Here is a 26,469-nt window from a genome sequence, read left to right as displayed (position 1 = left end):
TTGCGATCAGGAGTGAGTGGATAGGAGTGAGGAGTCAGTAAAGCAACTTCCCACTCCTCCAGCCTCTCCACTCCTGCTCCTACTCACTCCTCACTCCTCTTCACTCATTCCTACCAACGGCCCCCATGCTCCCCGACGTCCTCAAGCACCTGCAGGCCCTGGTGTCCTACGACACCCGCAATCCGCCGCGCGATATCGGCACCGACGGCATCTTCGATTACCTGCGCAGCCAGCTGAGCGGCTTCAATGTCGATGTGATCGACTACGGCGCCGGCGCGGTGTCGCTGTTCGCCGTGCGCGGCACGCCGCGCCGCTTGTTCAACGTCCATCTGGACACCGTGCCGTCTTCGGAAGCCTGGAGCGCCGATCCGCACACGCTGCGGGTCACCGACGAGCGCGCGATCGGGCTGGGCGCGTGCGACATCAAGGGCGCCGCCGCCGGCTTGCTGGCCGCGGCCGCGGTCACCACCGGCGATGCCGCGTTCTTGTTCAGCACCGACGAAGAAGCCAACGACGCGCGCTGCATCGCCGGTTTTCTCGGCACCGATCACGGCTTCGCGGAAGCCATCGTCGCCGAGCCGACGATGTGCGAAGCGGTGTTGGCCCATCGCGGCATCAGCTCGGTGCAGCTGCGTTTCCGCGGCGTCGCCGGCCACGCCTCCGGCGCCAACGCCATGCAGGCCAGCGCGCTGCATCAGGCGATCCGCTGGGGCGGCAAGGCGCTCGATCACGTCGAAGCGCAGTCGCACCAGCGCTTCGGCGGGCTCACCGGCCTGCGTTTCAACATCGGCCGCGTCGAAGGCGGCATCAAGGCGAACATGATCGCCTCCAGCGCCGATCTGCGCTTCGGTTTCCGCCCGCTGCCCTCGCAGTCCATCGACAGCCTGCACGAAGTGTTCGGCACGCTGATCGACGCCGGTGCGATCGAGCGCTACGAAGAAACCTTCCGCGGCCCACCGCTGCCAGCCGGCGATGTCGCCGCCGCCGAAGATCGCCGCCTGGAAGCGCGCGATCTGGCCGACGCGCTGAACCTGCCGATCGGCAACGCGGTGGATTTCTGGACCGAGGCCTCGCTGTTCTCGGCCGGCGGTTTGACTTCGATCGTGTACGGTCCGGGCGACATCGCCCAGGCGCACACCGCCGACGAATGGGTCGCGCTGGAACAATTGCAACGCTACGCCGACTCCGTCGCGCGGATCATGGGGAGCAACGCGTAATGAGCGTGTCGATGGACAATCATCTGCAAACGCGACAGACCATCGTGCGGTTGCTGTCGAGCATGGCCAGCGCGAAGGAAATCTCGCAATACCTCAAGAGGTTCTCGCAGCTCGACTCCAAGCGCTTCGCCGTGGTCAAGGTCGGCGGCGCGGTGCTGCGCGACGATCTGGCCGCGCTGACTTCCTCGCTGGCGTTCCTGCAGGACGTGGGCCTGACCCCGATCGTGATCCACGGCGCCGGCCCGCAGCTCGACGAAGAACTGTCGGCCGCCGGCATCGTCAAGCAGACCGTCAACGGCCTGCGCGTGACTTCGCCGGAGGCGCTGGCGATCGTGCGCCGCGTGTTCCAGGCGCAGAACCTCAAGCTGGTCGAAGCGCTGCAGTCCGGCGACGGCCGCGCCACCTCGATCATCTCCGGCGTGTTCGAAGCCGATTACCTCGACCGCGACACCTACGGCCTGGTCGGCGAGGTGAAGAAGGTCAACCTGGCGCCGATCGAAGCCAGCCTGCAGGCCGGGTCGATCCCGGTGATCGCCAGCCTCGGCGAAACCGCCGGCGGCCAGATCCTCAACGTCAACGCTGACTTCGCCGCGAACGAACTGGTGCAGGTGCTGCAGCCGTACAAGATCGTGTTCCTGACCGGCACCGGCGGCCTGCTCGACGACAGCGGCAAGGTCATCGATTCGATCAACCTGTCCACCGAGTACGAACACCTGATCCAGCAGCCGTGGATCAACGGCGGCATGCGGGTCAAGATCGAGCAGATCAAGGATTTGCTGGACAAGCTGCCGCTGACCTCGTCGGTGTCGATCACCAAGCCGGCCGAGTTGGCGAAGGAATTGTTCACTCACAAGGGCTCGGGCACGCTGGTGCGGCGCGGCGAGCGCGTGCAGCAGGCGCAGTCCTGGGATCAACTCGATCTGGTGCGCTTGCGCTCGCTGATCGAATCCGCGTTCGGGCGCAAGCTGGTCGATGACTATTTCGAGCGCACCACGCTCAAGCAGGCCTACGTCAGCGAGAACTACCGCGCCGCGGTGATCCTGATCGAAGCCGAAGGCCGCACTTATCTGGACAAGTTCGCCGTCCTCGACGACGCCCAGGGCGAAGGCCTCGGCCGCGCGGTGTGGCAGGTCATGCGCGAACAGAATCCGAGCGTGTTCTGGCGTTCGCGCCACGGCAATGCGGTCAACCCGTTCTATTACTCCGAGTCCGATGGCTGCCTCAAACAGGAGAAGTGGAAGGTGTTCTGGTACGGCATGAACGGCTTCGACGAAATCGCCGCTTGCGTCGATTACTCCAGCCGCCGCGCGCCCACCCTGGAGGACTGAGCGATGAGCGATCAGGTCCATGCCGGGTGGAGCGCGCAACCGCGCCTGAGCGGCGAGCACGTGACCCTGGAGCCGTTGAGCCGCGCCCACGCCGACGGCCTGCGCGTGGCGCTGGCCGGCGGCGAACTGGCGCAGGCCTGGTATACCAACGTGCCCGCGCCGGAGGGCGTGGATGCCTACATCGACAGCGCGCTGGCGATGCAGGCCAAGGGCGTGGCCTGGGCCTTCGCCGTGCTCGACGCGGCCGGCGAGGTGGTCGGCAGCACGCGTTACTACGATATGGACCCGGCGGTGCCGCGCGTGCAGATCGGCTATACCTTTTACGCGCCGCGCGTTCAGCGCACCGGTTTGAACACCCAGGCCAAGTGGTTGCTGCTGGGCCACGCCTTCGAGAAGATGGGCTGCATCGCGGTTGGTTTCGAGACCAGCTGGTTCAATCTGGCCTCGCGCACCGCCATCGCGCGTCTTGGCGCCAAGCAGGACGGTGTGCTGCGCAACCATCGCCGTCACGCCGACGGCAGCGCCCGCGATACGGTCGCGTTTTCGATCATCGACAACGAATGGCCGGCGGTGAAGCGTAATCTGCAGTACAAACTGGACCGGCACGGCAATGGAGCGAGCACGCATGGCTAAGACCGTAGGCATCGTAGGCGCGCGCGGCCATGTCGGCGCCGACCTGATCCGCCTGATCGCCGCGCACCCGCGCTTCGAGCTGGCCTTCGTGTCCTCGCGCGAACTGGTCGGGCAGCCTCTGGCCGACCACATTCCAGAATACGCGGCGAAGAATTCCGATCTGCGCTACAGCTCGCCCAGCCACGAAGAACTGCCCGGCCTGGGCGCCGACGCGGTGGTGCTGGCGCTGCCCAACGGCAAGGCCGCCGACTGCGTGGCCGCGTTCGACGCGGTCGGCGCCGAGCCGGTGATCATCGACCTGTCGGCCGATTACCGCTTCGACGATCACTGGTACTACGGCCTGCCCGAACTCACCCGCGCCGGTTATCACGGCCAGCGCCGCATCAGCAACCCGGGCTGCTACGCCAGCGCCATGCAGCTGGCGATCGCGCCGCTGCTCAATGTGCTGGAAGGCCCGGTGCAGTGTTTCGGAGTGTCGGGTTATTCCGGCGCCGGCACCACGCCGTCTGACAAGAACGATCCCGACAAGCTGCGCGACAACCTGATGCCGTATGCGCTGACCGGGCACATGCATGAGCGCGAAGTGACCCGGCATCTGGGCCATCCGGTCGAATTCATGCCGCATGTGGCCGCGCATTTTCGTGGGCTCACTATCACCTCGAACCTGCATCTGTCGCGGCGTTTCGATCGCGAGGAGCTGGTTGAGCACTATCACCGCCACTACGACGGCGAACCGATGGTGCGGGTGCAGGAAGAGGCGCCGTGGGTCAGCAAGATCGCCGGTAAGCATCATGTGGATATCGGCGGCTTCACCATGGCCGAAGACGGTCGCCGGGTGGTGGTGGTTTCGACCTTGGACAATCTGCTCAAGGGCGCGGCGACGCAGGCTTTGCAGAATTTGAATCTGGCGTTCGGGTTTGAGGAATTGCTTGGGATAGAGGTCGAGCCCGTCGTCTGAGCGGCCGCTGGTGCGATGGCCCCTCTAAAGAGGGACGGCCGCCCGTGCTGTTGCCCCCTTTGAAAAAGGGGGCGGACGACCGCGAAGCGGACGCGGGGGATTTGCTGTTGCTTTTGCTGTTGCGGTGAAGCAAAAGCAAAAGCAAATCCCCCCTAACCCCCCTTTTTCAAAGGGGGGAACTGCGGTGCGGCGGTCGGGGTGGTGCGTCGCCGCTTGCAAGAATCTGGAGTCGTTATGCGTTTGTCGCGTTATCTGTTGCCGACCTTGAAAGAAAACCCCGCCGACGCGCAGATCGCCTCGCACCGGCTCATGCTGCGCGCCGGCCTGATCCGCCAGGAAGCGGCCGGCATCTATTCATGGCTGCCGGCGGGTCTGCGCGTGCTGCGCAAGATCGAAGCCATCGTCCGCGATGAAATGAACCGCGCCGGCGCGCTGGAACTGCTGATGCCGACCCTGCAGCTGGCCGACCTGTGGCGCGAAAGCGGCCGCTACGACGCCTACGGCCCGGAGATGCTGCGCATCAAGGACCGCCACGAGCGCGAGCTGCTGTACGGCCCCACCAACGAAGACATGATCACGGCGATCTTCCGCGCCAACGTCAAGTCGTACCGCGCGCTGCCGATGAATCTGTACCACGTGCAATGGAAATTCCGCGACGAACAACGCCCGCGCTTCGGCGTGATGCGCGGCCGCGAGTTTCTGATGAAGGACGCGTACTCCTTCGACATAGACGAAGCCGCCGCGCGCCGTTCCTACCAGCGCATGTTCGTCGCCTACCTGCGCACCTTCGCGCGCATGGGCATCCGCGCGATTCCGATGCGCGCCGAGACCGGCCCGATCGGCGGTGACCTGTCGCACGAGTTCCTGGTGCTGGCGCAGACCGGCGAATCGGCGGTGTATTGCGACCGCGCCGTGCTCGACCTGCCGATTCCCGCCGACGACACCGATTACGACGGCGACCTGAGCGGCATCGTCCGGCAATGGACCAGCCGCTACGCCGCCACCGAGGACGTGCACGACATCGAGCGTTTCGAACGCGAAGTACCGGCCGATCAGCGCGTACAAACGCGCGGCATCGAAGTCGGGCAGGTGTTCTACTTCGGCACCAAATACTCCGCGCCGATGAAAGCGCTGGTGACCACGCCCGAAGGCGAAGAGCGCCCCATCCACGGCGGCTCCTATGGCATCGGCGTGTCGCGCCTGCTGGGCGCGATCATCGAAGCCAGCCATGACGATGCAGGCATTATCTGGCCCGACGCGGTGGCGCCGTTCAATGTCGGCCTGGTCAATCTGGACCCCGGCGACGCGCAGATCGACGAGGTCTGCGCCAATCTGCAGACCGGCCTGGAACTGCTCGGCGTCGATGCGCTGCACGACGACACCGACGACCGCGCCGGGGTGAAATTCGCGCGCATGGACCTGCTGGGCCTGCCGTGGCAGATCGTGGTCGGCCGGCGCGGCCTCGCCCGCGGCGTGGTCGAGCTCAAGCGCCGCGCCGACGGCGAACGCGTCGAACTGTCGCCGGCCGAAGCGGTACGGCACATCGCCTCGCACCTCAATCCGCTGCATCCCGTTTCCTTGACCTGACCGACTTCGAGCGCCCCCATGTCCGATCTGCTTTGGCAAAAACCCGGCGTCAAGGTCGACGCGCGCATCCAGAACTTCCTCGCCGGCGAGGACGTGATTCTCGATCGCGAATTCTTTCTGTTCGATATCCAGGCCAGCGCCGCGCACGCGCAGGGTCTGCAGCAGATCGGCATCCTCAGCACCGATGAGCTCGACGGGCTGTCGCGCGAGCTCGATGTGCTGGCGGAGGATTTCAAGGCCGGCCGCTTCGTGCTCGATGATCGTTTCGAGGACGGCCATTCGGCGATCGAAGGCCGCCTGATCGAACGCCTCGGCGACGCCGGCCGCAAGATCCACACCGGCCGCAGCCGCAACGATCAGATTCTGGTCGCCACGCGCCTGTGGTTGAAAGATCGCCTCAGCCGCCTGTACGCGCTGTGCCGCGAAACCGCCGAGGTCGCGCTCGCGCGCGCGCAAGCCGAAAGCGCGCTGCCGCTGCCGGGCTACACCCACCTGCAGCGCGCGGTGGTGTCCAGCGCCGGCATGTGGTGGGGCGCCTGGGCCGAAGGCTTCATCGACAACGCCCTGCGCGCGAAGCAAACGCTGGAGTGGGTCGACGCCAATCCGCTCGGCAGCGCCGCCGGTTACGGCGTCAATCTGCCGCTGGCGCGCGATCACACCACCGCCGCGCTCGGCTTCGGCCGCCTGCAGGTGTCGGCCGCGTATGCGCAGCTCTCGCGCGGTAAGTTCGAACTGGGCGCCATCGATGCGCTGTCCACCGCCGTGCTCGACCTGCGCCGTCTGGCCTGGGACCTGAGTCTGTTCACCAGCGCCGAATTCGGTTTCGTCGCGCTGCCGGCCGAATACACCACCGGCAGTTCGATCATGCCGAACAAGCGCAACCCGGACGTGATCGAACTCATGCGCGCCAGCTACGCCAGCATCGCCGCCGGCCGCGCCGAGATCGAACACCTGCTGTCGCTGCCGTCGGGCTATCACCGCGATCTGCAGTTCTCCAAGGGCGCGATCTTCCACGCCTTCGGCCGCGGCCTGGGCGCGCTGGAATTGTTGCCCGACCTGCTGCGCAATCTGGAATGGAAGCCGGAGAAGATCCGCGCCGCGCTCGATCCGTCGATGTATTCGACCGATCTCGCCGTCGATCTGGCGCGCCAGGGCCTGCCGTTCCGCGAAGCCTATAAACAAGCCGCCGACCCGGCGCGCTGGGCGCAAGGCGATCCCGAAGCCAGTCTGGCCGCGCGCGTGTCGCCCGGCGCCGCCGCCGACCTGCGCCTGGACACACTCAAGCAACGTTTGCAGGCGCTCACATGACCGCGCCGGCAAAGGATTTCGCAGCGCAGCCTTTGCCGCCCTGGCGCCGCGCCGTACTCAAGGTGGGCAGCAGCCTGCTCGCCGGTTTCGCCGACCAGAGCGGCGGCGGACTCGATCCGCGCTACGCCGCGGGTCTGGCGCGTTTCATCGAACAAGCGCGCGCGCAGCAGCGCGAAGTGGTGCTGGTGTCGTCCGGCGCGGTCGCCGCCGGGCGCAGCCGCATCGATGCCGGCGGCAACGGACTGGTGTTGCGTCAGGCGTTGGCGGCGTTAGGCCAAGCCTCGCTGATCGCGTTCTGGCAACAGCTGTCGAACGTGCCGGTGGCGCAAGTGCTGCTGACCCACGACGATCTGCGCAACCGCCGCCGTTATCTCAATGCGCGCGCCTCCTTGCGCGAGCTGTTGCGGCTGGGCGCCTTGCCGGTGATCAACGAGAACGACACCGTCGCCGTCGATGAACTCAAGCTCGGCGACAACGATAACTTGGCCGCGGCGGTGGCCTCGCTGGTCGACGCCGATTTGCTGTTGATCGCGACCGACATCGGCGGCCTCTACAGCGGCCATCCACAGCGCGATCCGAATGCCAAACCCATCGCCAAGGTCGCCGTGGTGACCCCCGAATTGCTGCAGGCGGCCAGCGGCGGCGCCGGCGCGCTAGGCACCGGCGGCATGCGCACCAAGCTGGAAGCCGCGGCGAAAGCCGCGACGGCCGGCGTGGCGACCGCGCTGTTCTGCGGCCGCGATGCCGACGTAGTCGCCGCGCTCGCCACCGGCACCTTGCACGGCACCCTGGTCGCCGCGCGCAGCGATCGCCTGCGCGCGCGCAAGCAATGGCTGCGCCACGCACCGGCCAGCGGCTGTCTGCGCATCGACGCCGGTGCCGCGGCGGCGCTGCATCAGCGCGGCGCTTCGCTGCTGCCCGGCGGCGTGGTCGCGGTCGAAGGCGAATTCCGCCGCGGCGACGTGGTCGAACTGCGCGCGGTGGGCGAGGGCGATGAAGTGCTCGGCCGTGGGTTGGTGCAATACAACTCGGTCGAAGTCGGGCGCATCAAAGGCCGCCACAGTCGCGAGATCGAAGCGCTGATCGGGTTCGGCTACGGCGAATCGGTCGTGCATCGCGACGATCTGGTACTGGTCGGCAACGACGCCGCGCCGTCTCCGGCGCAAGCGGCCGCCGACACCGCGGCCGACGCCATCGGCGCGTCGCCGCAATCGCAATCGAACGAGGTGTTGCCATGAGCGGTTACGTCCGGAATCTGGCCGAACAAGCGCGCGCCGCGTCCAGCGTGCTCGCCGCACTCGACGGCGCGGCGCGGCAGGCCTTGATCGAAGCGATGGCGGCGCAGCTGGACGCGCAACGCGATGCGATCCTCGCCGCCAACGCCGAGGACCTGCAACGCGCCGCTGCGGCGAACCTGAGTGCGGCCATGATCGACCGGCTCAAGCTCGATCCCGCGCGGCTGGCGGCGATCGCCGATGCCTTGCGCGAAGTGGCGCGGCAGGCCGATCCGCTCGGCGCGATCACCCGCAGCGAAACCCGTCCGAACGGATTGGTGATCGAACGCCAGCGCGTGCCGCTGGGCCTGATCGCGATGATTTACGAAGCCCGCCCCAACGTCACCGCCGACGCCGCGGCGCTGTGCCTGAAGGCCGGCAACGCCGTGTTGCTGCGCGGCGGCTCGGAAGCGCGCGCCAGCAACGCCGCGATCGCCGCTTGCCTGCACGCAGCCTTGCGCGCGCAAGGGCTGCCGGAAGCGGCGGTGTCGCTGATCGAAGACCCGGCGCGCGAACACGTGCTGGAGCTGTTGCAGCTGTCGGACCTGATCGACCTGGCGATCCCGCGCGGCGGCGAAGGCCTGATCCGTTTCGTCGCCGAGCACGCACGCGTGCCGGTGATCAAGCACTACAAAGGCGTATGCCATCTGTACGTGGACCGCGCCGCCGATCCGGCCCTGGCGCTGAACCTGCTGGTCGACGGCAAAGCCTCGCGCCCGGGCGTATGCAACGCCCTGGAAACGCTGCTAGTGCATCGCGACATCGCCGAACGCTTCCTGCCGGACGCACTCGCCGCGCTGGCCGCGCGCGGCGTGCAAGTGCGCGGCTGCGAGCGCACGCGTGCGCTGGCCGGCGAGCACTCAGCCGCGATCCCTGCCGCCGACGACAGCGACTACGCCGCCGAATACCTGGACTTGATTATCGCCGCGCGCGTGGTCGATGACCTCGACGAAGCCCTGGCGCATATCGCCCGTTTCGGCTCCGATCACACCGAAGTCATCGCCACCGAAGACGCGGCCACGGCCGACGCCTTCGTGCGCCGCACGCGCAGCTCGGCGGTGATGGTCAACGCCTCCTCGCGTTTCAACGACGGCGGTCAGCTCGGCCTGGGTGCGGAGATCGGCATCTCGACCACGCGCCTGCACGCGTATGGGCCGATGGGGGTTGAGTCGTTGACGATCGAGCGGTTTGTGGTGCGCGGGGAAGGGCAGGTGCGGCATGTGGAATCGTTGCCCGGCGGGGGTTGAACCATTGGCCCTGGATCCGCGCGGCGATTTAGGCTGCGTGGTCCCGCGCTAGCGGCTTTCGCCACGATCCAGCGAGAAGCCGAAGTCGCCGTCGATCCAGGTATCGCGGTCGCGGATGATCGCCTGCGCCGGCAGCGCCGGCGTGCTGACCTTTACCCCGGTCGTCTTGCGCACCGCTGTGCCGATCGCCATGAACTCGACCAGCCCGCTGCCGATTTCGGCGATATAGGTCTTGACCCCGACCACTTCTTCCGCGCCCAGCGCATCGGCTTCACGCTTGAGCCGGGCGATGACGATTTCGCGCGCGTCGTGGATCAGGCTGGTTAGGTCGCTGATTTCTCCGCGCGAGAACGATTTGAACGCGGCCATGAAGCCGCCGACCACGCCCAGCGAATAGATCGAGGTCGACATCAGCAGCTTGATCGGTGCGTAGCCCAGGCTGGTCATGGCCCAGAGTTCTTCGCCGGTCAGGTCGCTGGTGACCGGCGCGGTGCTGGCGCTGATGGGCAGGGCGTCGTTGCGTGAAGCGGTGCCGGTCATCAACATTTCGTGGATGCCCATCCACGGCAGGATCGTGGTGCGGATGCCGACCACCGCGTTCGCGCCGGCGGCCTTGGCCTGCGTGACCAGACGGTCGAGCGCCTGATGGCGGGTCTTGTTGAAGATGTCGCTGTATTCGGAGATTTCGCCGCGGCCCAGCGTCTTGAACGCGCCGATGAGGCCGCGCCCGATTCCGACCGAATAAGCGATGTTGCCGAAGGCATGCTGCAACGGCCGATAGCCCGCATCGATATGGCAATACAGTTCCTGCGCATCGCCGGCGGTGGTGAACAACCGATCGCCGTTCGCGCTTTGGCCATGTGTGCCCGCGTGGATGCACGAGCCGACGAAGAGGAATTCGGTGCTGCCGCTGAAAGAGCGCAGTTCGCTGGTGACGCCGGCGACGCCGGACGCGCCATGCTGGCGGGCTTCGTCGGCCATGCGCTGGAACGCGTTGGCGCGGCCGTCGTGGATGGCGGAAGTGACCTGCGCCACTTCGCCGCCGAGGATGTTCTGCAAGCCGGCGCCGATGCCGCCGAGAAAACCCATCGAGTTCACGCTGTTGCCGACGACGATTTCGCCGGCGGCGTAGTTCTTCAGTGCCAGGCAATAGATTTCGTTGCCCGAAAGACCGGTTACTTTAGCCATTAGATTCGCTCGCTGGGATTCATGAGGTGGCTTGAAATGCGCATTTTCATTGCCATGCGCCCACGGCGAGACGGATTGGACAAGGTTCGCGTGGCGCGAGGATGCCATATGTTCCGGCGTCCGCATCTGCCGGCTGTCGGAGCGGTGCGAGCCGCGGCCGTGCTGATTTCGGCTCGCGCCCGATGCCGGCATCGCGGCCAGTGCGTTCGCTGCGCACACCTGCGATTGTTCCGCCTGTTCGCTCATAGACGTGACATGAAATGCCATGTCATGGCAGCCGCCTTTGGCGGCCAAGGCAGAAAGGGATGCTTCGCGCCGTCGTCGTGCGCTGCATGTGGTTGTTCCGGTCCGGTCCGGCGCTCGCCGTCGAGGACTATTTTTAGAGCGTCGTACGAAACGCCGCATCCGCCAATGCATCTAGCTGAGCCCCGAAACCCCCGTCTCCGAAGAGTCGAAGAAAGACCCACTCGGGGCCGATGGCAGGTCTGCGCTTCGCGCCCTGAGCAATTAGCGGCTCCACGAGTGCTGGTGGAAGGCGCAGTGTCACCCCTTCCATGCCTTCAGCAAAACCGAAGACTACGCCGTGTGCGAACGCCAGGACATATCCGAAGTTTTGTGTGTCGGAGCAGTACAGGTGAGCGTTCGGAAGCTCTTTGATGGCCTGACAGAGTGGAATAGCGATGTCCGAATGCGCAGACCTTCCGTTTAAGTAGGTCAACGCTCCCTGATTGGGGCCTTGCTTCAGCGCTTCTGGGAGACTTGCGATCATTCTGTTCCGCTGCCTGATGCCTGAATTAAGCCGACCCACGAAGAAAGTTCTGCTTGAATTAATTGTTAGGCCTCTGCAGCGTTGCTGAGGTCGTTAAGCCAAAAAACCAGGCGGAGCCTGAAAACCGCCAAGCTCTTGGGCGATCAGTCGGGCTACTTCAATGGTGGTGCGATCACCATATTCCGGGCCGATGATCTGCAGGCCGATTGGAAGCCCATCGCGCGACAATCCGCTGGGAAAAGCGGTGCTCGGCAAATATGCGACGGTCGCAAGACCTACCCAGAAGTAATGCTCGTAATGCGAAGTCCGTGCCGCGTCGACGGCGAGAACTCTCTCGGGCCTGGGCCGATGATCATGTTCGTAGGCCGTTGTCGCGGAAATCGGGCATATCACCACATCCCAATCGTTGAAGAAGGCGCGCCACCGCAGACGGTAGTCGGTGCGCGCTTCATCGTGATCGGACCAGCTTCGATGATCCAGTACGCGGGCACGGGTAAGCACCGCTAACGGCGACTCGTCGTTCGCATCGAGCTCTGCGGCCATTCCGGTGATAGCGGAATAGTATTCATCGGGAAGGTTGGCAAGTCCTGACGATGCCAACAGGTTCAGATAGGTGTTGTGCGATTGCCTTGGAGAGATTTCAGGGCGCGCCAGATCGCTGACTATCGCGCCTGCCCGAGCAAGAACTTCCCCGACTTCCTGCACGCGGTCCGATATCTCGGCCGAGGTAGGAACGAAATCCTCCGTCGGCCAAATCGCAACGCGCAAGCCTGGTAAAGTGCGCGCCCTCGACGGTGGAAGCTCCAGCCTCCAGCCCGATGACCGGAACCGGTCGGGGCCGGCTACGACATCCAGAGCCAGTTGCAAATCTTCCGCACTTCGCGCCATGGGCCCGACGACATTCAGATCCGGCGCAGATACGACGCCAAACGGATTGTGGCCCAGCGTTGGCACGATTCCATAAGTGGGCTTGTGTCCATACACGCCACAGAAGTGCGATGGATTTCGGATCGACCCACCGATGTCCGAGGCGAATTCCAGGCCGGTCAAACCCGCCGCCAGCGCGGCGGCCGATCCGCCGGAAGATCCGCCCGGCGATCTCTGCGTATCCCAGGGGTTGTTGGTTGTTCCGTAAATGTCGTTGTAGCTCTGCCAGTCCGCGAGCCGCAGCGGGACGTTCGTCTTCCCCATGAAATGGGCACCGGCCGCCTTCAGGTGCTCGACAACCGTTGCGTCGTTCCGGGAGAGGTTGTCCCGTTGCTCCGGCACGCCCCACGTAGTCGGCAATCCGGAAACGTCGAAGGCTTCCTTGATCGTCATCGGGACGCCGTGCAGCGGTCCCGATCGGTGTCCCCGGGCAAGAGACTCATCGGACAGCTTCGCCGCTTCCAGTGCGCGTTCGAAATCCCGCACCACCACGGCATTCAAGGCTTTATCGAACTGTTCGATGCGCTCGATGTAGTGCTGAGTGAGTTCGAACGAGCTGACTTGTTTTCGCTGAATCAGTTGCGCAAGGTGGGTTGCTGACGAAAAAGCCAGCTCTATTGACCTGTCTGTAGGTCGGCGGTCTTCAGTCAAGGGGAAGCCTTACCGGTTTGCGCTGCATTGCCGGAATTCTAGCGGAAACACAAGTGACCGGAACGGGGCGGTAGCGGTCGTTGCAAATGGCCGCTCGGGCTGAAAGCCCCGATCCCATGCCTGGACCCGTGCATCCGGTTCGCACCCATGCGACCCTTTCGCCCATTCGCTCATCCATGACATAGCAGCCGCCCTTCGCGGCCTGGGGAGAAAGGGATGCTTCGCGCCGTTGTCGTGTGCTGTCTGTGGTTGCTGCTGTCGTGCCCGGCGTTCGCCGCCACGGACTATCCGTTTCCCGCCGCTGCGGTCGGCAGCCGCGCCGAACTCGATCGGGCCATGCCGACGCTGGCCGCGCAAGTCGTCGCCGATTACGCGGACAGCGATCGCGCGCGTTACCTGGGCACGGCGGCGAGGCTGCAGATCGTCGCCGGGCAGTACCCGCAGGCGCTGGCTTCGATCGAGGAGCTGCGCCGGGTGTCGCCGCTGGGCGGGGCGCCGCAGCGGCGCGCGACGATGGCGCAGTACGAGATCTACGCGGCGAGCAAGCAGTTGCAGGCGCGCGAGCGCAGCGAGTTCGATGGTGCGTTCCGGCGCACTTTTGAAACCGCGTTTGGGTCGATGGACGATCGCGCCGCGGCCATCGCGATGCGTGGGTTCGGCAGCGATCAGTTCAATTCGTCGGGGGAGCAGCGGGCGCTAGATGCTGCGCTGGCCGGGCAGAAGGGTAAGTCGCGTATCGATCAGGCCTCCGCGTTGGCGCTGGTTCGCGCCTATCTGGTCGCCACGGTCTATCGCGACTTCAGTGCCCAGGCCGCCGACTTGCTGGCCGCCGACGATGCCCGGCGTTATCTGATCCAGCGCGATGTCGCGGTGCGCACGCCCGAGGGCGCGACCGTGTGCGCGTTGATCGTGCGCCAGCGTGCGGCGCCGGCCAAGCTGACTACATTGCTCAATTTCACCATCTATGCCGATCCGGCGACGATGCTCAACGAAGCGCGGCGCAGTGCGTCGAACGGGTATGCCGGCGTGACCGGGCTCAGCCGCGGCAAGGGCTGCAGCCCCGACACGCCGGTGCCCTACGAACACGACGGCGCCGATGCGGCGGCGTTGATCGACTGGATCGCCGCACAAGAGTGGAGCGACGGGCGGGTCGGCATGTTCGGCGGCAGTTACGAGGGCTTCACTCAGTGGGCCACGGCCAAGCATCGGCCGAAGGCGCTCAAGGCGATGATGCCGTCGGTGACCGGCGCGCCCGGGACTGATGTGCCGATGGAAGGCGGAATTTTCTTCGGTTTCCAGCACTACTGGCCGTTCTATGTCGCCAACAACAAGACCCTGGATTACGCGGCGTATGAAGACGATGCGCGCTGGCAGCGCATGTTCCGGCAGTGGTATGTGCAGGGTGGGGCGTATCGCGAGCGCGATAGGCTCGACGGAACCACCAACACCTTGTATCGGCGCTGGCTCGATCATCCGGATTACGACGCCTATTGGCAGAGCATCACCCCGTATCGCCAGGAATACGGTGCGATCGATATTCCGGTGTTGACCACCACCGGTTATTTCGACGGCGCGCAGATCGGCGCGCTGCATCATCTGCGCGAGCACTATCGCTATCGGCCGCAGGCCGAGCATTACCTGGTGATCGGCCCCTACGACCACTTCAGCGGCCAGCGCGGAACGGTGGTGGCCGGGAACACGGTGCGCGGTTACACGGTGGACCCGGTCGCGGGCATCGACATCGGTCAGTTGCGTTATCAGTGGTTCGACTACGTCTTCAAGGGCGCGTCCAAGCCGGCCTTGCTGCAGGATCGGATCAACTATCAGGTGATGGGCGGAAACGTGTGGAAACACGCGCCGTCGCTGGCGGCGATGGGGCCGCGGCGCACGCGCTTGTACTTCGGTGCGGCTCGCGAGGACGGCACTTGGCGTTTGCAGGACGCAGCGTCGAAGCGGCCGTCGGCGGTGCAGACGCTGGATCTGGCCGATCGCCGCGATGCCGACCGTATCGTCCCCGGCGGCGATATCGTCGATAAGGTGCTCGATACCGAAGGCAGCGTGGTTTTCGTCAGTGAGCCCTTCGCCGCCGCGGTCGAGTTCAGCGGGCTGTTTTCAGGGCATCTGGAGCTGGTCACGAACAAGCGCGATGTCGATCTGCACATCGGCTTGTATGAGTTGACCGCGCAGAACGAGTATTTCGAGCTGTCGCGTTATCAGTCGCGCCTGAGCTATCAAGGCCATCCGGAGCAGCGGCAGCTGTTGCAGCCGGGCAAGCGCCAGCGTTTCGATTTTATCGCAGGGCGCGCCACCAGCCGGGCATTCCAGCCCGGCAGCCGCTTGGTTGCCGTGGTCGGGCCGGGCAAGGGGCCGCAGGATCAGATCAATTACGGCAGCGGCAAGGATGTCAGCGACGAGACCATCGCCGATGCGGGGGAGCCGTTGCGGATCGAGTGGTTGGGGCGGAGTTATTTGGAGGTTCCGTTCGCGAGGTGATGCGCGGGCGGGCTGGATGTTTTTTTAAAAAAAGTGTGAGTGCTGCGATTTCTACGGAATTTTCGTAGTTGGGTTTATGTTCAGTTCCTTGGCGTGAACTCGATCGGCACGATCACCACCGCGGCGATCGCCTTGCCCTTGCGCATCGCTGGAGCGAAACGCCAGCGACGCACGGTGTTGATCGCCGAGCGATCGAGGATGCGGTTGCCGCTGCGCTTGCTGACGTCGACCTTCAGCGGTCGGCCGTCGGCCGAGACTTGCACGCGCAGCGTCACCAGTCCGCCTTCGCTGTGGCGCAGCGCTTCGACCGGATACGGCGGCTTGGGGCTGAAGCCCGGCAGCGGGCGCGGTTTGGCGCTGGCGGCGTCGGCCGCGCGGGCGCTGCGTGCATTCGCGGCGCGGGCCTGGGCGAGGCGGGCCTTCTCCGCGGCGGCTGCCGCGGCGGTCGCCTTCGCGGTTGCCGCGATCGTCGCGGTGGCGAGGCGATCGATTTGCGTCAAGCGCGCCGTGGTTTGTTCGATCAACTCCGGCGCGGCTTCCAACCCGGGACGATCCATGCCCGGCGTGCCTTCGATCGCCTGCATCGGCGCCGAGCTTTCGATCTGCCGGTAACCGTGCGAGATCACGATCAGCACGGCGATCACCAGCGCGATCGCGCTCAAGGCCAGCGCCAGCAGCCACGAATTGTTGGGCGCCTCGGCCGGGCGCGCGAACTTCGGCATCGCAACCGGCGGGAACGGTTGCGCCGGCGGGCTCGGCTCGACCGCGCTGACCGAAACAGGCACGGCATGGTTCGGGTCCATGTGCAACACGCTGACGCGGCCGGCGTTGAGCGCGGCGGCGACCTCGCTGCTGGCGCCCAACGCGCGCGCGACTTCTTCAAGGGCGACGCTGCGCTGGGTGCCGCGGCGTTCGCTGCTGGCCGCGGCGAAACGCCAGCGGTTGTATTCGGCCCAGATCAGCAGCAGCGCCACTACCACGCCCGCGGTCGCGGGCAAGGCCAGCATCAGGAACGGATCGACTTCGTGCTTGCGCAGGTACAACTCGGAGGCGACGTTGCGGATGCCCAGCAGCCACAGCACCAGGGTCAGCACCGGTGTCCACAGATACAGGTAGATCAGCCAGAACGCGCCGGTGACCATGCCCCACAGCGTGCGCGGCAGCGCCGGTTGCGAGCCGGGTTTCTGGATCAGGCGCGAATCGTGCTTGTGCGGCGCCGGGTTGGCTGCGTCTTTCCTGTCCGCTTTCGCCGGGCGGCCCGGATGCAGCACTGCATGCGCCGGCCGCGAAAACGTCGCCGCCGCGCGGCCGGTGCCCGGCCCCGTGCCGGGCGTGGTGTGCTCGTTGCTCATCGCAGTCCCCGATCCGGACTGACCCAGGTCGCACGCGTGCCGCGGCGTTTGAGCAGGGCCTTGGGCACCGCGGTGACCGTGGTCGCGAAGCTCAGCAGCCAGTACGCCATCGGGTACCAGATCATCCAGTAGTAGTTGCGGCCGACGCCGGTTTCATAACGGCGGTCGATGATGATGCTGGCGGCGAACTGCAGCAGGCAGATCAAGGCCAGGATCACGCCGTGCCACGACGGCAGCAAGGTGGTCACGCGCAGTTGCTCGGGCAGTTCGACGAACAGCCCCAGCGCCCACAGCGCGATGATGAACGCCATGATGTAGGCCCAGCCCACGCTCATCACGTATTCGGCCAGCACCACCCACATGCGCCGCTTGCGCCATGAGAACAGGTCGCGGGTATGGCGCAGCAACACTTCCACGCCGCCCTGGGCCCAGCGCAGGCGCTGCTTCCACAGGCCCTTCAGCGTTTCGGGCATGAGGATGAAGCACATCGCGTTGGGCTCGTAGCGGATGTCCCAGTGGTCCATCTGCAGGCGCCAGCTGATGTCGATGTCTTCGGTGACCATGCTGTCGGACCAGTAGCCGATCCGGTGCAGGGCGCTGCGGCGGAACGCGCAGATCACTCCGGACACGGTGAAGATGCGGCCGTAAACGCGCTGGGCGCGCTTGATCATGCCGATGATCGAAGAGAACTCGCCGACCTGCAGCCGTCCGAGCAGGGTCGAGCGATTGCGGATGCGCGGATTGCCGGTGACCGCGCCGACGCGCGCGCCTTCGCACAGATGCCAGACCATCCAGTGGGTGGCGTATTCGTCCAGCAGCGCATCGCCATCGATGCACACCAGATACTCCGATCGCGCCGCCAGCGCGCCCATGCGCATGGCGTTGGCCTTGCCCAGGTTGCGATCCAGATGCACCACGCGCAGGCGATTGTGCTGCGCGGCCAGACGGTTGAGCTTGGCGCCGGTGTCGTCGCGGCTGCCGTCGTTGATCGCGATCACCTCGAAGTCCGGATAACGCTGCGCCAGCGCCGCGCCGATGGTTTCGTGGACGTGGTCGCCTTCGTTGTGGCACGGAATTAGGATCGACACGAACGGCGCCTCGGTTATCGGCGGCGGATCGGTGCGCGGCCGCGCGTGGCGTTCGCGGCGGAAGTAGTAGTACAGCCCACCGGATATCCAGAAGAACGACATCACGATCGGATAGAAGAACGCGAACTGAAACAGCGCAGTGAGCAATGGGCTTACGGCAGGATTCATGGCGTTCTCGTGGCGGTCCGGTGGCGGGCTTGCGTCGTGGCCGCGCAAGCGGCCGTCGCTGGCTCAGCGTTCGATGTAGGGAAAGCCGCGCGCGGACATGATTTCGCGGGCGTCGGCGGTGGAAGGGCGGTCGTCGATGAAGTTGTCCGGATACCAGGCCAGGTGGCGCGCGCCCGCGGCTTGCAGCCGGTGCGCCATCGCCTTGAGTTGCGCGGCCGGGATCGGCCGATCCTGGTGACGCCAGTCCACGGTCTGCAGTTCGAAGATGGTGCGTGCCAGCCCGCGCGGCGACTGCTTGACCTTGGTCATCAGCACGTCCATCCAGCGCTGCGGATCGCGGCTGTTTTCCATCCACGGCATCGCCATCACCGCGGTGTAGTCGTAGGCCTGGTTGAACGCGGCCAGGTTCTGCGCGAACCAGGCCTCGCTTTCAGGATTGAGCACGGGGCTGGCGAACAGGTTGCGCACGGTGATCAGCTTCGGCCGCCACTTGCCGGCGGCGCGCGCCAGCTCCTGCGTGAACTCGATCAAGGCCTGAGTGCGCGCGGCCGGATCGGCCGGCGCCTGCCCGCGCAACTCGTCGTCGCGCAGCAGCGCGTCGTCGTGGAACAGCAGGCCTTCGGTGTAGCCGCTGACGGCGAGGTCTTCGTACAGGTCGGCGACGATCTTGCGCGTGCGCGGTTCGAACGGATTCAGGCGATGGGTCTCGGCCGGGTTGCTGGCCTTGATCTCCAACTGCGCGTTCAAGGCCTTGTCCGGCAGTTCGAAACCCAGCACCGGCAACCATGCGAACACCTTGACGTGGGCGCGGGTCTTGAGCTGCCAGGCGACGCGGTTGTACAGGTCCGCGCGCATCGGCAGATGGCGGTTGGGGAAGTACATCGCATCGGCCGAGCCGTTGCCGTCGGGATCGGCGAAGGCCTGCAGGAACACGTGGCTGGGCGCGATCTGCTTGACCCGCTCGATCAGCTTGTCGAGATTGCGCGCCTGCTGTTGCGGGTCGGCATCGTAGACGTAGTCCAGATCGACCTGCAGCGCGCGCACGCCGTCGAGTTCTTCGTCGTGGCGCAGTTCGTAGGCCAGATCGTTGACGGTCGGGTTGTCGAACATCAGCAGACGGGCCAGGCCGTGCAGGTCTCGGCCGATCGCCTGATGGCGGCCCTCCAGGTCGAAGGTCACGTTCATGCCGAGCTGATCGGCGATGGCGTTGGTCTGGCTGTTGTAGGCCGCGTACGGCCACACCACCGATTGCGGCGAGACGCCGAGCTCGCGCTTGATCGCGGCCGCGCTGGCGGACAGGTCCTTGCGCACCCGCGCCAGATACTCGGCTTCGCTCTCGTAGCGCTGGGCCTTGGCGTCCCACTCGCGGGTGATCGCCGCCGGCATGGTGTTGCCCTGCGGGTTGGAGGTCACGCCGCGATGCAGATTGTCGCTGTGCGAAGCGATTTCGATCAGGCCCGAGGCCTGCATCTCGCGCAGCTGATCCCAGGTGACGAAATCGTCGTGGGTGAACATGCGCGGGCCGTAATCGACCTGCTGCTCGCGCGGCAGATCCACCCAGCCGGTCACCACCGCCATCAGTGCGGGATAGCGATACGCGCGCAGCAGCGGGAACACATGGGTGTAGATGCTGCGCAGGCCGTCGTCGAAGGTCAGCAGCACGGCCTTGGGCGGCAGTTTCTTTTCGCCGCGCGAGGCCTTGATGACGTCGCTCAGCGCCACCGGCCGGTAACCGTGGCCGGACAGCCAGTCCAGATGCGCGGCGAAGTTCTGCGTGCTGACCGCGTAGGCATCGGGATCGCCCTTGCGCGCGACATCGTCGCGGATGTCGTGGTAGCTCAGCACCAGCAGCTGATCGGCCTTGGTTTGCTGCGCGATCGCGTCGGCGGCGCCGCGGTCGATCGCAGCGGCCGGTTCGGCCGCTGCGGCCGCGAGCGGCATCGCCAGCATCAGCGCGGCGGTGAACAACAGACGCTTGAAGGCGCCGCGCATCATCGCCGCCGGCGTCGCGAAATCTTGCATGCTCATTGTTCACCCCAGCGGAAAGTCAGATCGAAGCCGAGGTGTTCCTCGCGCACGCCGTCGTACATCGGTCGCGACCAGTTGACGCCGTAGTTCAAAGTGCGGCCGGTGGCGAAACGCCATTCGTGTTCGTAGCGCAATTGCGGAATCCAATAGCTGCCGTAGCCCTGCTGCCAGTACGAGCCGGCTTGCACGGTCAGGCGTTGGCGGAAGTGGCGCTCATAACGGCGCCAGGCGAGATGGTCGAAGCGCAGGCCCAGGTTCAGCGACGAATCGCGGCTGGGATTGAAATACGGCACTTCCGCATCACGGCGGCTGGCGCGGCTGGTCGCCACGTCGGCGAGGCCATCGATCAGCAAATGCGGCCGGGTAAACAGGCGTTGTTCGCCGTTGAGGCCGAAGGCGGTGCGGGTGTTGTCGTCGCTGTAGCGCAGCTGCTGCGCGGTCGCGCCCAGGCTGGTGCGTTCGCTGGGCGTGTAGCGCAGGCCCAGGCTCAGCGCATCGGCGTCGATGCCGCTGCGGCGCGCCTGCAGCGAAGCCTCCGGCGTACCGCGATACCACGACGCGGTGCCGTACCAGGCGTCGTCGAATCGCCAGCCGGCATCGGCGTAGTAACCGGTGCGATCGCCGCTGTCGAGCCAGCGATCGTTGGCCCGGTCCACGCCGAAACCCAGGCTCAGACGATCGTAGACGTACAGCGCGCCGACGCCGGTGCGGCGGTCGTGCACGCGCTGCTTGCCGAACGCGCCGTCGGGATAGTCGGCCCAGGCGTCGCGCGCATGCGCGGTCAGGCGCCAGCGGTCGTGGATCAGCGGGCTCTGGATTTCGACGCGGTGCTCGGCATCGCGGCTGCCCAGCGGCGATGCGGTCGCGCCGCCGCCGCGCGCATCGCTGCGGCCGAAGCTGCTGCCGACCAGCCATTGCCAGCCCATGCGGCTGTCCCAGGATTGCGCCATCTGCTTGACCTGCACGTCGCGCGCGCGATTGGCCAGCAGCTCGTCGTGAATCGGCCGGGCCAGATCCACGCGGTTGTGTTGCAGATGCGCGCCGACCTGGCCGACGCGCGCGCCTACGTTGGTCGGCTCCAGCGTGCTGGCGATGCGGAAGCGCTCCAGCGCGCGATCGGTCCAGCCGCGCTTTTGATAGGTCACGCCCAGATCGCTCTGCAGGCCGGCGTTGGTGGGGCCGATCGCGGCGAGGCTTTCGAGATGTTTCTGCGCGCCGACCGTGTCCTCGCCGTAGAGGCGGATCATGGTCAGGTGGCTGTCGGCGTCGTAGTGGCGCCAGTTCTCATGGCTTTCCTTGGCGCCGGCGACGCGCACGAACGCGGGCTCGGCGGCCTTGATCTTTTCCAGTTGCGCGTAGGCGTCGTCGAAACGCTCGGCTTCGGAATACGCATAGGCCAGTTGCAGCTGCGAATCCTGGTCTTCCGGCCATTCGCGGGCGACGCGTTCGAGCACCGTCGCGGCTTCTTCCGGATGCTTGTCGGCCAGTAGCGAGGCGCCGACCTTGGCCAGCGCGTACATCGGCAACTGCACGTTCTCGGCCTGCAGGGCGCGATAGCGCTCAACGACTTCGGCGTGACGCTCCAGATGGTTGAGCAACACCAGTTCGTCGAAACGCGTGCGCAGCTCGGCTTGCTGTTGCTGCGGCGTCTGCGCGGCGCGGTGCTGTTCGAGCATGCCGCGGGCTTCGCGCATCTCGGTCAGGCGCTCGGTTTCGCTCTCGGGGAACAGCGTGCCCCACAGCACGCGGCGGGCGAGGCGATCGGAATCCAGGCGCTGACGTTCGTCCGCGCTGAACAATTGCGGGCGCGCCTGATACAAGGTCCAGGCGCGGTCGGCGCCGCCCAGGTCGGCCAGGGTCAGCACCTGCAGGCGGTACAGGCGATCGTCGCCGGGCCGGGCGGCCTGGGCGCTTTCGATCCGCGCCAACGCGGCCAGCCATTGCCGGTCGGCGCGCAGGCGCTCGATCTCGGGCAGGGGGTCGGCAGCGGCGAGTTGACTCGGTGAGGCAATAACTGACGCAAATGGGCAGGTTGCGGTCGCGGTCGCCAGAGCGATGGACAGGGCAAGACGATGCTGTATCGGCATTGGAGACCGAGTTCCGAAGGGCGGGGAGTGTCGCAGAGCGTGACTTGGTGCAATTAAAAATGTGAAACAAGTCACATTGTTAGGGTATTGACGCAAGAGCTGTGCCAAAGGGCTGTGAACGTAGACAGGCTGTTTGCTCTTAAGTGTTTGTTATTTAAATTGTTTTTTACCGATGAATGGGTTCGAAGATGCTGCAACGCGGTTTGACAAGCTGAATTTAGATCGATTTAAATCAGTCTCTTACGGGGCCGCGACGTCACACATCGGCGCGCGGCGGCAGAACGGCATGCCGTTCGAGGGCACTGGGGAGCGGATATGTCGGCACTTAGAGAGAACCGCCGTGGCACCGTCCTGGGCAGGGCGGCGCTGACTTGGGCCCTGGCCTGCGCGATCGCCGGGCCCGCCGCCGCGGCCAAGCCGCGCCAGTTCTGGAGTTCGTTCGAAGCCGCCGATCCGGCGCCGGCGCCGCTGGCCGCCGACGCCATGCGCGTGAGCCTCGACGGCGGCCCGCCCGCGGCCGCGGCCCTGACCGCCAAGGCCGGGGCCGGCTTCACCGGCGTGCATTCGCTGCGCTTCGAAGGCGACGGCAGCGGCGTCGAACAACTGGCGCAGGTGTTCGAGGTCGATATCGCCATCGGCAAGGACAGCGAGCTGTCGTACCGGCTGTTTCCGTTGTCGCCGGCCAACGTCGCCGCGCCCGCGCCGGTGTCGCAGCTCGACAATCTGCGCAATGCCTCGACCTATGTCGCCATCGACCTGGTGTTCGACGACGGCAGCCGCCTGTCGCAGCTCAAGCCGCTGGATCGTTACGGCAATCCGCTGACCGCGCGCGGGCAGGGCGCGGCGCGGCTGTTGTATCCGGATCAGTGGAACGCGGTGGCCAGCCGCATCGGCGAGGTCGCCGCCGGACGTCGCGTGCGCCAGATCGTGCTGGTGCACGAAGGCGAACGCGGGCAGGCCTATCGCGGTTATCTGGACGATGTGCGGATCGAACCGGCGCCGTTGAAGAAAAACCCGGACAAGCTGGCGGCCGAGCATCCCAGCGATTACGTCGACACCCGCCGCGGCAGCAACTCCAACTCGCGCTACTCGCGCGGCAACACCTTTCCGGCGGTGGCGCTGCCGCACGGGTTCAATTTCTGGACGCCGACCACTAACGCCGGCTCGGACTGGATGTACCAGTACCAGGAGCGCAACGGCGAGGACAATCGCCCGCGCATCGAAGCCCTCGCGCTGTCGCACGAGCCCAGCCCGTGGATGGGCGACCGGCAAACTCTGCACATCCTGCCGGCGCTGGGCGAGGGCGCGCCGCAGTTCGATCGCGCCAAGCGCGGCCTGAGCTTCGGCCACGATCAGGAAACCGCGCGCGCCGACTATTACCGCGTGCGTTTCGACAACGGCCTGATGGCCGAGATGACGCCGACCGATCACGCCGCGATGCTGCGCTTCACCTATCCCGACGGGCGCGCGCAGTTGCTGTTCGATCAGCGCGATGAGCACGGCGATATCGTGCTCGATCGCGACGGCCGCGGCCTGAGTGGCTGGACCGAGAGCAAAAGCAAGCTGTCCGCCGGCGCCGGCCGCCTGTATTTCTATGCGCGCTTCGACCGGCCGATCAAGGACGGCGCGCGCCTGGACCGCGCCAAGGATCGCAACCGCGTCTCGGCCTGGTACGGCTTCGATCTGTCCGCCGATCCGGCGCGGCAGGTCAGCATGCGCATCGCTACCTCGCTGATCGGCGTGGAGCAGGCGCAGCGCAACCTGCAGCTGGAAATCGCCGACAGCGACAGTTTCGACAGCGTGCGCGAACGCGCGCGCGCGGCCTGGGACGCGCAGTTGAGCATCGTCCAGGTCGAGGGCGCGGCCGAGCACGAACGCGCGACCCTGTACTCCAATCTGTATCGCCTGTTCCTGTATCCCAACAGCGGCTCCGAGAACACCGGCACCGCCGAGCGTCCGCTGTACCAGTACGCCAGCCCGTTCTCGCCGGCCGCGGGCGCCAGCAGCGCGACGCGCACGGGCGCCGTGATCATGGACGGGCAGGTCTACGTCAACAACGGCTTCTGGGACACTTACCGCACCAGCTGGCCGGCCTATGTGCTGCTCACGCCCAAGCACGCCGGCGAGATGATCGACGGCTTCGTCCAGCAGTACCGCGACGGCGGCTGGATCGCGCGCTGGTCATCGCCGGGCTATGCCGATCTGATGGTCGGCACCAGTTCCGACGTCGCTTTCGCCGACGCCTGGCTCAAGGGCGTGCGCAATTTCGATGTGCGCTCGTTCTATCAGTCGGCGATCCGCAACGCCTCCACCGTCAGCCCGGTGCCCGGCGCCGGACGCAAGGGCATCGAGCGCGCGATCTTCAAGGGCTACACCGACACCAGCACCGATGAAGGCCTGTCGTGGTCGATGGACGGCTACATCAACGATTTCGCCATCGCGCGTCTGGCCTCGGCGCTGTCGCGCGAAAGCGGCGGCGACGATCCGTATCGCGGCAGCTACGCCGACGATGCGGCGTATTACCGCAATCGTGCGCTCGGCTACGCCAACTTGTTCCATCCGCAACTGGGCTTCTTCGTCGGCCGCCATCGCGACGGCCGCTGGCGCTACACCGCGACCGAGTTCGACCCGACCCGCTGGGGCGACGACTACACCGAGACCGACGCCTGGAACATGGCCTTCCACGCGCCGCAGGACGGCGCCGGCCTGGCCGCGCTGTACGGCGGCCGCAGCGCCCTGGGCAACAAGCTGGATCTGTTCTTCTCCACCCCGGGCACGTTCGATGTCGGCAGCTACGGCGGGGTGATTCACGAGATGCTGGAAGCGCGCGACGTGCGCATGGGCCAGTACGGCCACAGCAACCAGCCTTCGCACCACATTCCGTATATGTACGCCGCGGCCGGGCAGCCGTGGCGAATCCAGGAGAAGGTGCGCGACATCATGGACCGCCTGTATTCCGGCGGCGAAATCGGCCAGGGCTATCCGGGCGATGAGGACAACGGTGAGATGTCGGCGTGGTGGTTGTTCAGCGCCGCCGGTTTCTATCCGCTGCGCATGGGCTCGCCGGAATACGTGATCGGCGCGCCGCGTTTCGAGCGCATGAACATCCGCCTGGACAACGGCAAGCAGTTGCAGATCAACGCGCCGAAGGTCAGCGAACGCAATCGCTACGTGCAGTCGTTGCGGGTCAACGGCGAACCTTGGGACCGGCTGACCTTGCCGCACGAGTTGCTGGCGCATGGCGCGGTGCTGGATTTCCGCATGGGCCCGTCGCCGTCGAACTGGGCGAGCTCGCCGCAGGCCTTGCCCGAGTCGCTGAGCCAGGAAGGCGAAGTGCCGTCGCCGCTGCTGGATCTGAGCCGTCGCGACAACACCGCGGTGGCCGGGTTGAACGCCAAGCAGGCGGCGGCTTTGTTCGACGACGATTCGGGCACGTCCGCGCGCTTGAGCGGGCCGATGCCGTCGTTGAGCTGGAACTTCAAGGCGCCGGCCACGGCGCGGTTGTATACGCTGACTTCGTCGAACAAGCGCGGCGATGCTCAGGCCTGGGCGTTGCAGGCGTCGAACGATGGGGCGCAATGGACGACGCTGGATGAGCGTCGCGATCAGCGTTTCGCCTGGCGGCGGCAGACCCGCGCTTTTGCCATCGCGCAACCGGCGGCGTATTCGCGCTATCGGTTGCGGCTGTTGAACGATGGGGATGGGCAGGGGGCGATCGAGTTGGCTGAGGTTGAGTTGTTGGGTGAGGACAAGTAGGCGGATTCCTCTGGGTTTGCTGCTTCGGTAAATGTTGAGGCCCGCGTTGTCGCGGGCCTTGTTGCGGCGATTGTCAATAATTTTCTGCGACTGGGGCTGTAGCTACGGCTACGGCTACGTCCACGGCTGCGGCTGCGGCTATTGTTGCCATTGCCATTGCCATTGCTGTTGTTGTTGTTGCTGCGGTTGTTGTTGCTGCGGTTGCTGTTGTTGCTGCGGTTGTTGTTGCCGTAGCTGTGCTCTGGCCCGGCGCCGCTTGTAACTCGCGAGACCGAAGGACACCCGAAGGGCGGCGCACATGGACGTGCGCCGGGTGCCACCTTGGGCAGGATGCCCAATGTGGCACCTGCCTGCGTCGGCATCGCACTCGTGGCTTTTGACTCGAAACAGCCAAAGCGTTTTCTTTGGTT

18 protein-coding genes are annotated in these 26,469 nt (G+C 65.9%); 10 read left to right on the top strand and 8 right to left on the bottom strand.

Translation table 11 applies throughout. The annotated features are described in order from the left end of the window. The first annotated feature begins 125 nt into the window (after window positions 1–125). From AB4Y92_RS16875 to AB4Y92_RS16840, 8 genes are all read left to right on the top strand, one after another. Window positions 126–1,217: an acetylornithine deacetylase gene (locus AB4Y92_RS16875; RefSeq protein ID WP_441820705.1), complete on the top strand. Its 1,092-nt coding sequence runs from the start codon at window positions 126–128 to the stop codon at window positions 1,215–1,217. Beyond that, a complete protein-coding gene (locus tag AB4Y92_RS16870; protein ID WP_441820704.1) occupies window positions 1,217–2,545 on the top strand; it encodes an acetylglutamate kinase in 1,329 nt (442 codons plus the stop codon). The genes AB4Y92_RS16875 and AB4Y92_RS16870 overlap by 1 nt, the downstream gene beginning before the upstream one ends. A 3-nt stretch (window positions 2,546–2,548) precedes the next feature. Beyond that, the gene (locus AB4Y92_RS16865; protein ID WP_441820703.1) at window positions 2,549–3,178 is read left to right on the top strand and encodes a GNAT family N-acetyltransferase; all 630 of its coding nucleotides are present in this window, start codon (window positions 2,549–2,551) and stop codon (window positions 3,176–3,178) included. Continuing rightward, window positions 3,171–4,136, top strand: coding sequence for an N-acetyl-gamma-glutamyl-phosphate reductase (argC, locus tag AB4Y92_RS16860; protein WP_441820702.1), 966 nt, complete (start codon window positions 3,171–3,173; stop codon window positions 4,134–4,136). The genes AB4Y92_RS16865 and argC overlap by 8 nt, the downstream gene beginning before the upstream one ends. A gap of 234 nt (window positions 4,137–4,370) precedes the next feature. Next, complete coding sequence (proS, locus tag AB4Y92_RS16855; RefSeq protein WP_441820701.1) at window positions 4,371–5,723, top strand: proline--tRNA ligase; 1,353 nt, start codon at window positions 4,371–4,373, stop codon at window positions 5,721–5,723. An 18-nt stretch (window positions 5,724–5,741) separates the two neighbouring features. Continuing rightward, window positions 5,742–7,031: an argininosuccinate lyase gene (argH, locus tag AB4Y92_RS16850; RefSeq protein ID WP_441820700.1), complete on the top strand. Its 1,290-nt coding sequence runs from the start codon at window positions 5,742–5,744 to the stop codon at window positions 7,029–7,031. Continuing rightward, window positions 7,028–8,269 (top strand): glutamate 5-kinase, encoded by a 1,242-nt coding sequence (gene proB, locus AB4Y92_RS16845; RefSeq protein WP_441820699.1) that lies wholly within the window; start codon window positions 7,028–7,030, stop codon window positions 8,267–8,269. Before argH ends, proB begins: the two co-directional genes overlap by 4 nt. Beyond that, window positions 8,266–9,552, top strand: a complete 1,287-nt coding sequence (locus tag AB4Y92_RS16840) for a glutamate-5-semialdehyde dehydrogenase (protein WP_441820698.1) — start codon at window positions 8,266–8,268, stop codon at window positions 9,550–9,552. The genes proB and AB4Y92_RS16840 overlap by 4 nt, the downstream gene beginning before the upstream one ends. A gap of 48 nt (window positions 9,553–9,600) precedes the next feature. On the opposite strand, the gene AB4Y92_RS16835 is transcribed toward AB4Y92_RS16840, so the two are convergent. The 3 genes from AB4Y92_RS16835 to AB4Y92_RS16825 all read right to left on the bottom strand — a co-directional run bounded on the left by AB4Y92_RS16835 (window position 9,601) and on the right by AB4Y92_RS16825 (window position 13,087). Next, complete coding sequence (locus AB4Y92_RS16835; protein ID WP_441820697.1) at window positions 9,601–11,145, bottom strand: YbjQ family protein; 1,545 nt, start codon at window positions 11,143–11,145, stop codon at window positions 9,601–9,603. Beyond that, window positions 11,120–11,509, bottom strand: coding sequence for a hypothetical protein (locus AB4Y92_RS16830; RefSeq protein WP_441820696.1), 390 nt, complete (start codon window positions 11,507–11,509; stop codon window positions 11,120–11,122). Before AB4Y92_RS16830 ends, AB4Y92_RS16835 begins: the two co-directional genes overlap by 26 nt. A gap of 93 nt (window positions 11,510–11,602) precedes the next feature. Further along, on the bottom strand, window positions 11,603–13,087 hold the full coding sequence (locus AB4Y92_RS16825; protein WP_441820695.1) for an amidase: 1,485 nt from the start codon (window positions 13,085–13,087) through the stop codon (window positions 11,603–11,605). A 216-nt stretch (window positions 13,088–13,303) separates the two neighbouring features. Here AB4Y92_RS16825 and AB4Y92_RS16820 point away from each other — a divergent pair, with 216 nt between their 5' ends. After that, window positions 13,304–15,580, top strand: a complete 2,277-nt coding sequence (locus AB4Y92_RS16820; RefSeq protein ID WP_441820694.1) for a CocE/NonD family hydrolase — start codon at window positions 13,304–13,306, stop codon at window positions 15,578–15,580. 80 nt (window positions 15,581–15,660) lie between these two features. Here the strand turns inward: AB4Y92_RS16820 and pgaD are convergent, their stop codons facing one another. The 4 genes from pgaD to pgaA all read right to left on the bottom strand — a co-directional run bounded on the left by pgaD (window position 15,661) and on the right by pgaA (window position 22,303). After that, window positions 15,661–16,932 carry a poly-beta-1,6-N-acetyl-D-glucosamine biosynthesis protein PgaD gene (pgaD, locus tag AB4Y92_RS16815; RefSeq protein ID WP_441820693.1) on the bottom strand — a complete coding sequence of 424 codons (1,272 nt, stop codon included), beginning with the start codon at window positions 16,930–16,932 and terminating at the stop codon, window positions 15,661–15,663. After that, window positions 16,929–18,188, bottom strand: a complete 1,260-nt coding sequence (pgaC, locus tag AB4Y92_RS16810) for a poly-beta-1,6-N-acetyl-D-glucosamine synthase (protein ID WP_441820692.1) — start codon at window positions 18,186–18,188, stop codon at window positions 16,929–16,931. Before pgaC ends, pgaD begins: the two co-directional genes overlap by 4 nt. Before the next feature lie 63 nt (window positions 18,189–18,251). Then, window positions 18,252–20,180: a poly-beta-1,6-N-acetyl-D-glucosamine N-deacetylase PgaB gene (pgaB, locus tag AB4Y92_RS16805; RefSeq protein ID WP_441820776.1), complete on the bottom strand. Its 1,929-nt coding sequence runs from the start codon at window positions 20,178–20,180 to the stop codon at window positions 18,252–18,254. A gap of 32 nt (window positions 20,181–20,212) precedes the next feature. Beyond that, the gene (gene pgaA / locus AB4Y92_RS16800) at window positions 20,213–22,303 is read right to left on the bottom strand and encodes a poly-beta-1,6 N-acetyl-D-glucosamine export porin PgaA (protein ID WP_441820691.1); all 2,091 of its coding nucleotides are present in this window, start codon (window positions 22,301–22,303) and stop codon (window positions 20,213–20,215) included. Window positions 22,304–22,618: 315 nt separating this feature from the next. Between pgaA and AB4Y92_RS16795 the strand changes: the two genes are divergently transcribed. Beyond that, complete coding sequence (locus AB4Y92_RS16795; protein WP_441820690.1) at window positions 22,619–26,059, top strand: GH92 family glycosyl hydrolase; 3,441 nt, start codon at window positions 22,619–22,621, stop codon at window positions 26,057–26,059. Between the two features lie 138 nt (window positions 26,060–26,197). Here the strand turns inward: AB4Y92_RS16795 and AB4Y92_RS16790 are convergent. Continuing rightward, window positions 26,198–26,469 (bottom strand): hypothetical protein (locus AB4Y92_RS16790; RefSeq protein ID WP_441820689.1); only part of this gene is annotated, 272 nt, incomplete at its 5' end.

This window comes from Lysobacter sp. TAB13 (genome assembly GCF_052113885.1).
Classification (GTDB): domain Bacteria; phylum Pseudomonadota; class Gammaproteobacteria; order Xanthomonadales; family Xanthomonadaceae; genus Lysobacter; species Lysobacter gummosus.
Note: the sequence above shows the minus strand (reverse complement) of the source record. Positions and strands in the feature narration are given on the sequence as shown.

Bases quoted from the DNA above. Each gene is read 5' to 3' on its own strand.
- AB4Y92_RS16875 (WP_441820705.1), top strand. From the start codon at position 126: ATGCTCCCCGACGTCCTCAAGCACCTGCAGGCCCTGGTGTCCTACGAC.
- AB4Y92_RS16870 (WP_441820704.1), top strand. From the start codon at position 1,217: ATGAGCGTGTCGATGGACAATCATCTGCAAACGCGACAGACCATCGTG.
- AB4Y92_RS16865 (WP_441820703.1), top strand. From the start codon at position 2,549: ATGAGCGATCAGGTCCATGCCGGGTGGAGCGCGCAACCGCGCCTGAGC.
- argC (WP_441820702.1), top strand. From the start codon at position 3,171: ATGGCTAAGACCGTAGGCATCGTAGGCGCGCGCGGCCATGTCGGCGCC.
- proS (WP_441820701.1), top strand. From the start codon at position 4,371: ATGCGTTTGTCGCGTTATCTGTTGCCGACCTTGAAAGAAAACCCCGCC.
- argH (WP_441820700.1), top strand. From the start codon at position 5,742: ATGTCCGATCTGCTTTGGCAAAAACCCGGCGTCAAGGTCGACGCGCGC.
- proB (WP_441820699.1), top strand. From the start codon at position 7,028: ATGACCGCGCCGGCAAAGGATTTCGCAGCGCAGCCTTTGCCGCCCTGG.
- AB4Y92_RS16840 (WP_441820698.1), top strand. From the start codon at position 8,266: ATGAGCGGTTACGTCCGGAATCTGGCCGAACAAGCGCGCGCCGCGTCC.
- AB4Y92_RS16835 (WP_441820697.1), bottom strand. From the start codon at position 11,145: ATGCGGCGTTTCGTACGACGCTCTAAAAATAGTCCTCGACGGCGAGCG.
- AB4Y92_RS16830 (WP_441820696.1), bottom strand. From the start codon at position 11,509: ATGATCGCAAGTCTCCCAGAAGCGCTGAAGCAAGGCCCCAATCAGGGA.
- AB4Y92_RS16820 (WP_441820694.1), top strand. From the start codon at position 13,304: ATGCTTCGCGCCGTTGTCGTGTGCTGTCTGTGGTTGCTGCTGTCGTGC.
- pgaD (WP_441820693.1), bottom strand. From the start codon at position 16,932: ATGAGCAACGAGCACACCACGCCCGGCACGGGGCCGGGCACCGGCCGC.
- pgaC (WP_441820692.1), bottom strand. From the start codon at position 18,188: ATGAATCCTGCCGTAAGCCCATTGCTCACTGCGCTGTTTCAGTTCGCG.
- pgaB (WP_441820776.1), bottom strand. From the start codon at position 20,180: ATGCGCGGCGCCTTCAAGCGTCTGTTGTTCACCGCCGCGCTGATGCTG.
- pgaA (WP_441820691.1), bottom strand. From the start codon at position 22,303: ATGCCGATACAGCATCGTCTTGCCCTGTCCATCGCTCTGGCGACCGCG.
- AB4Y92_RS16795 (WP_441820690.1), top strand. From the start codon at position 22,619: ATGTCGGCACTTAGAGAGAACCGCCGTGGCACCGTCCTGGGCAGGGCG.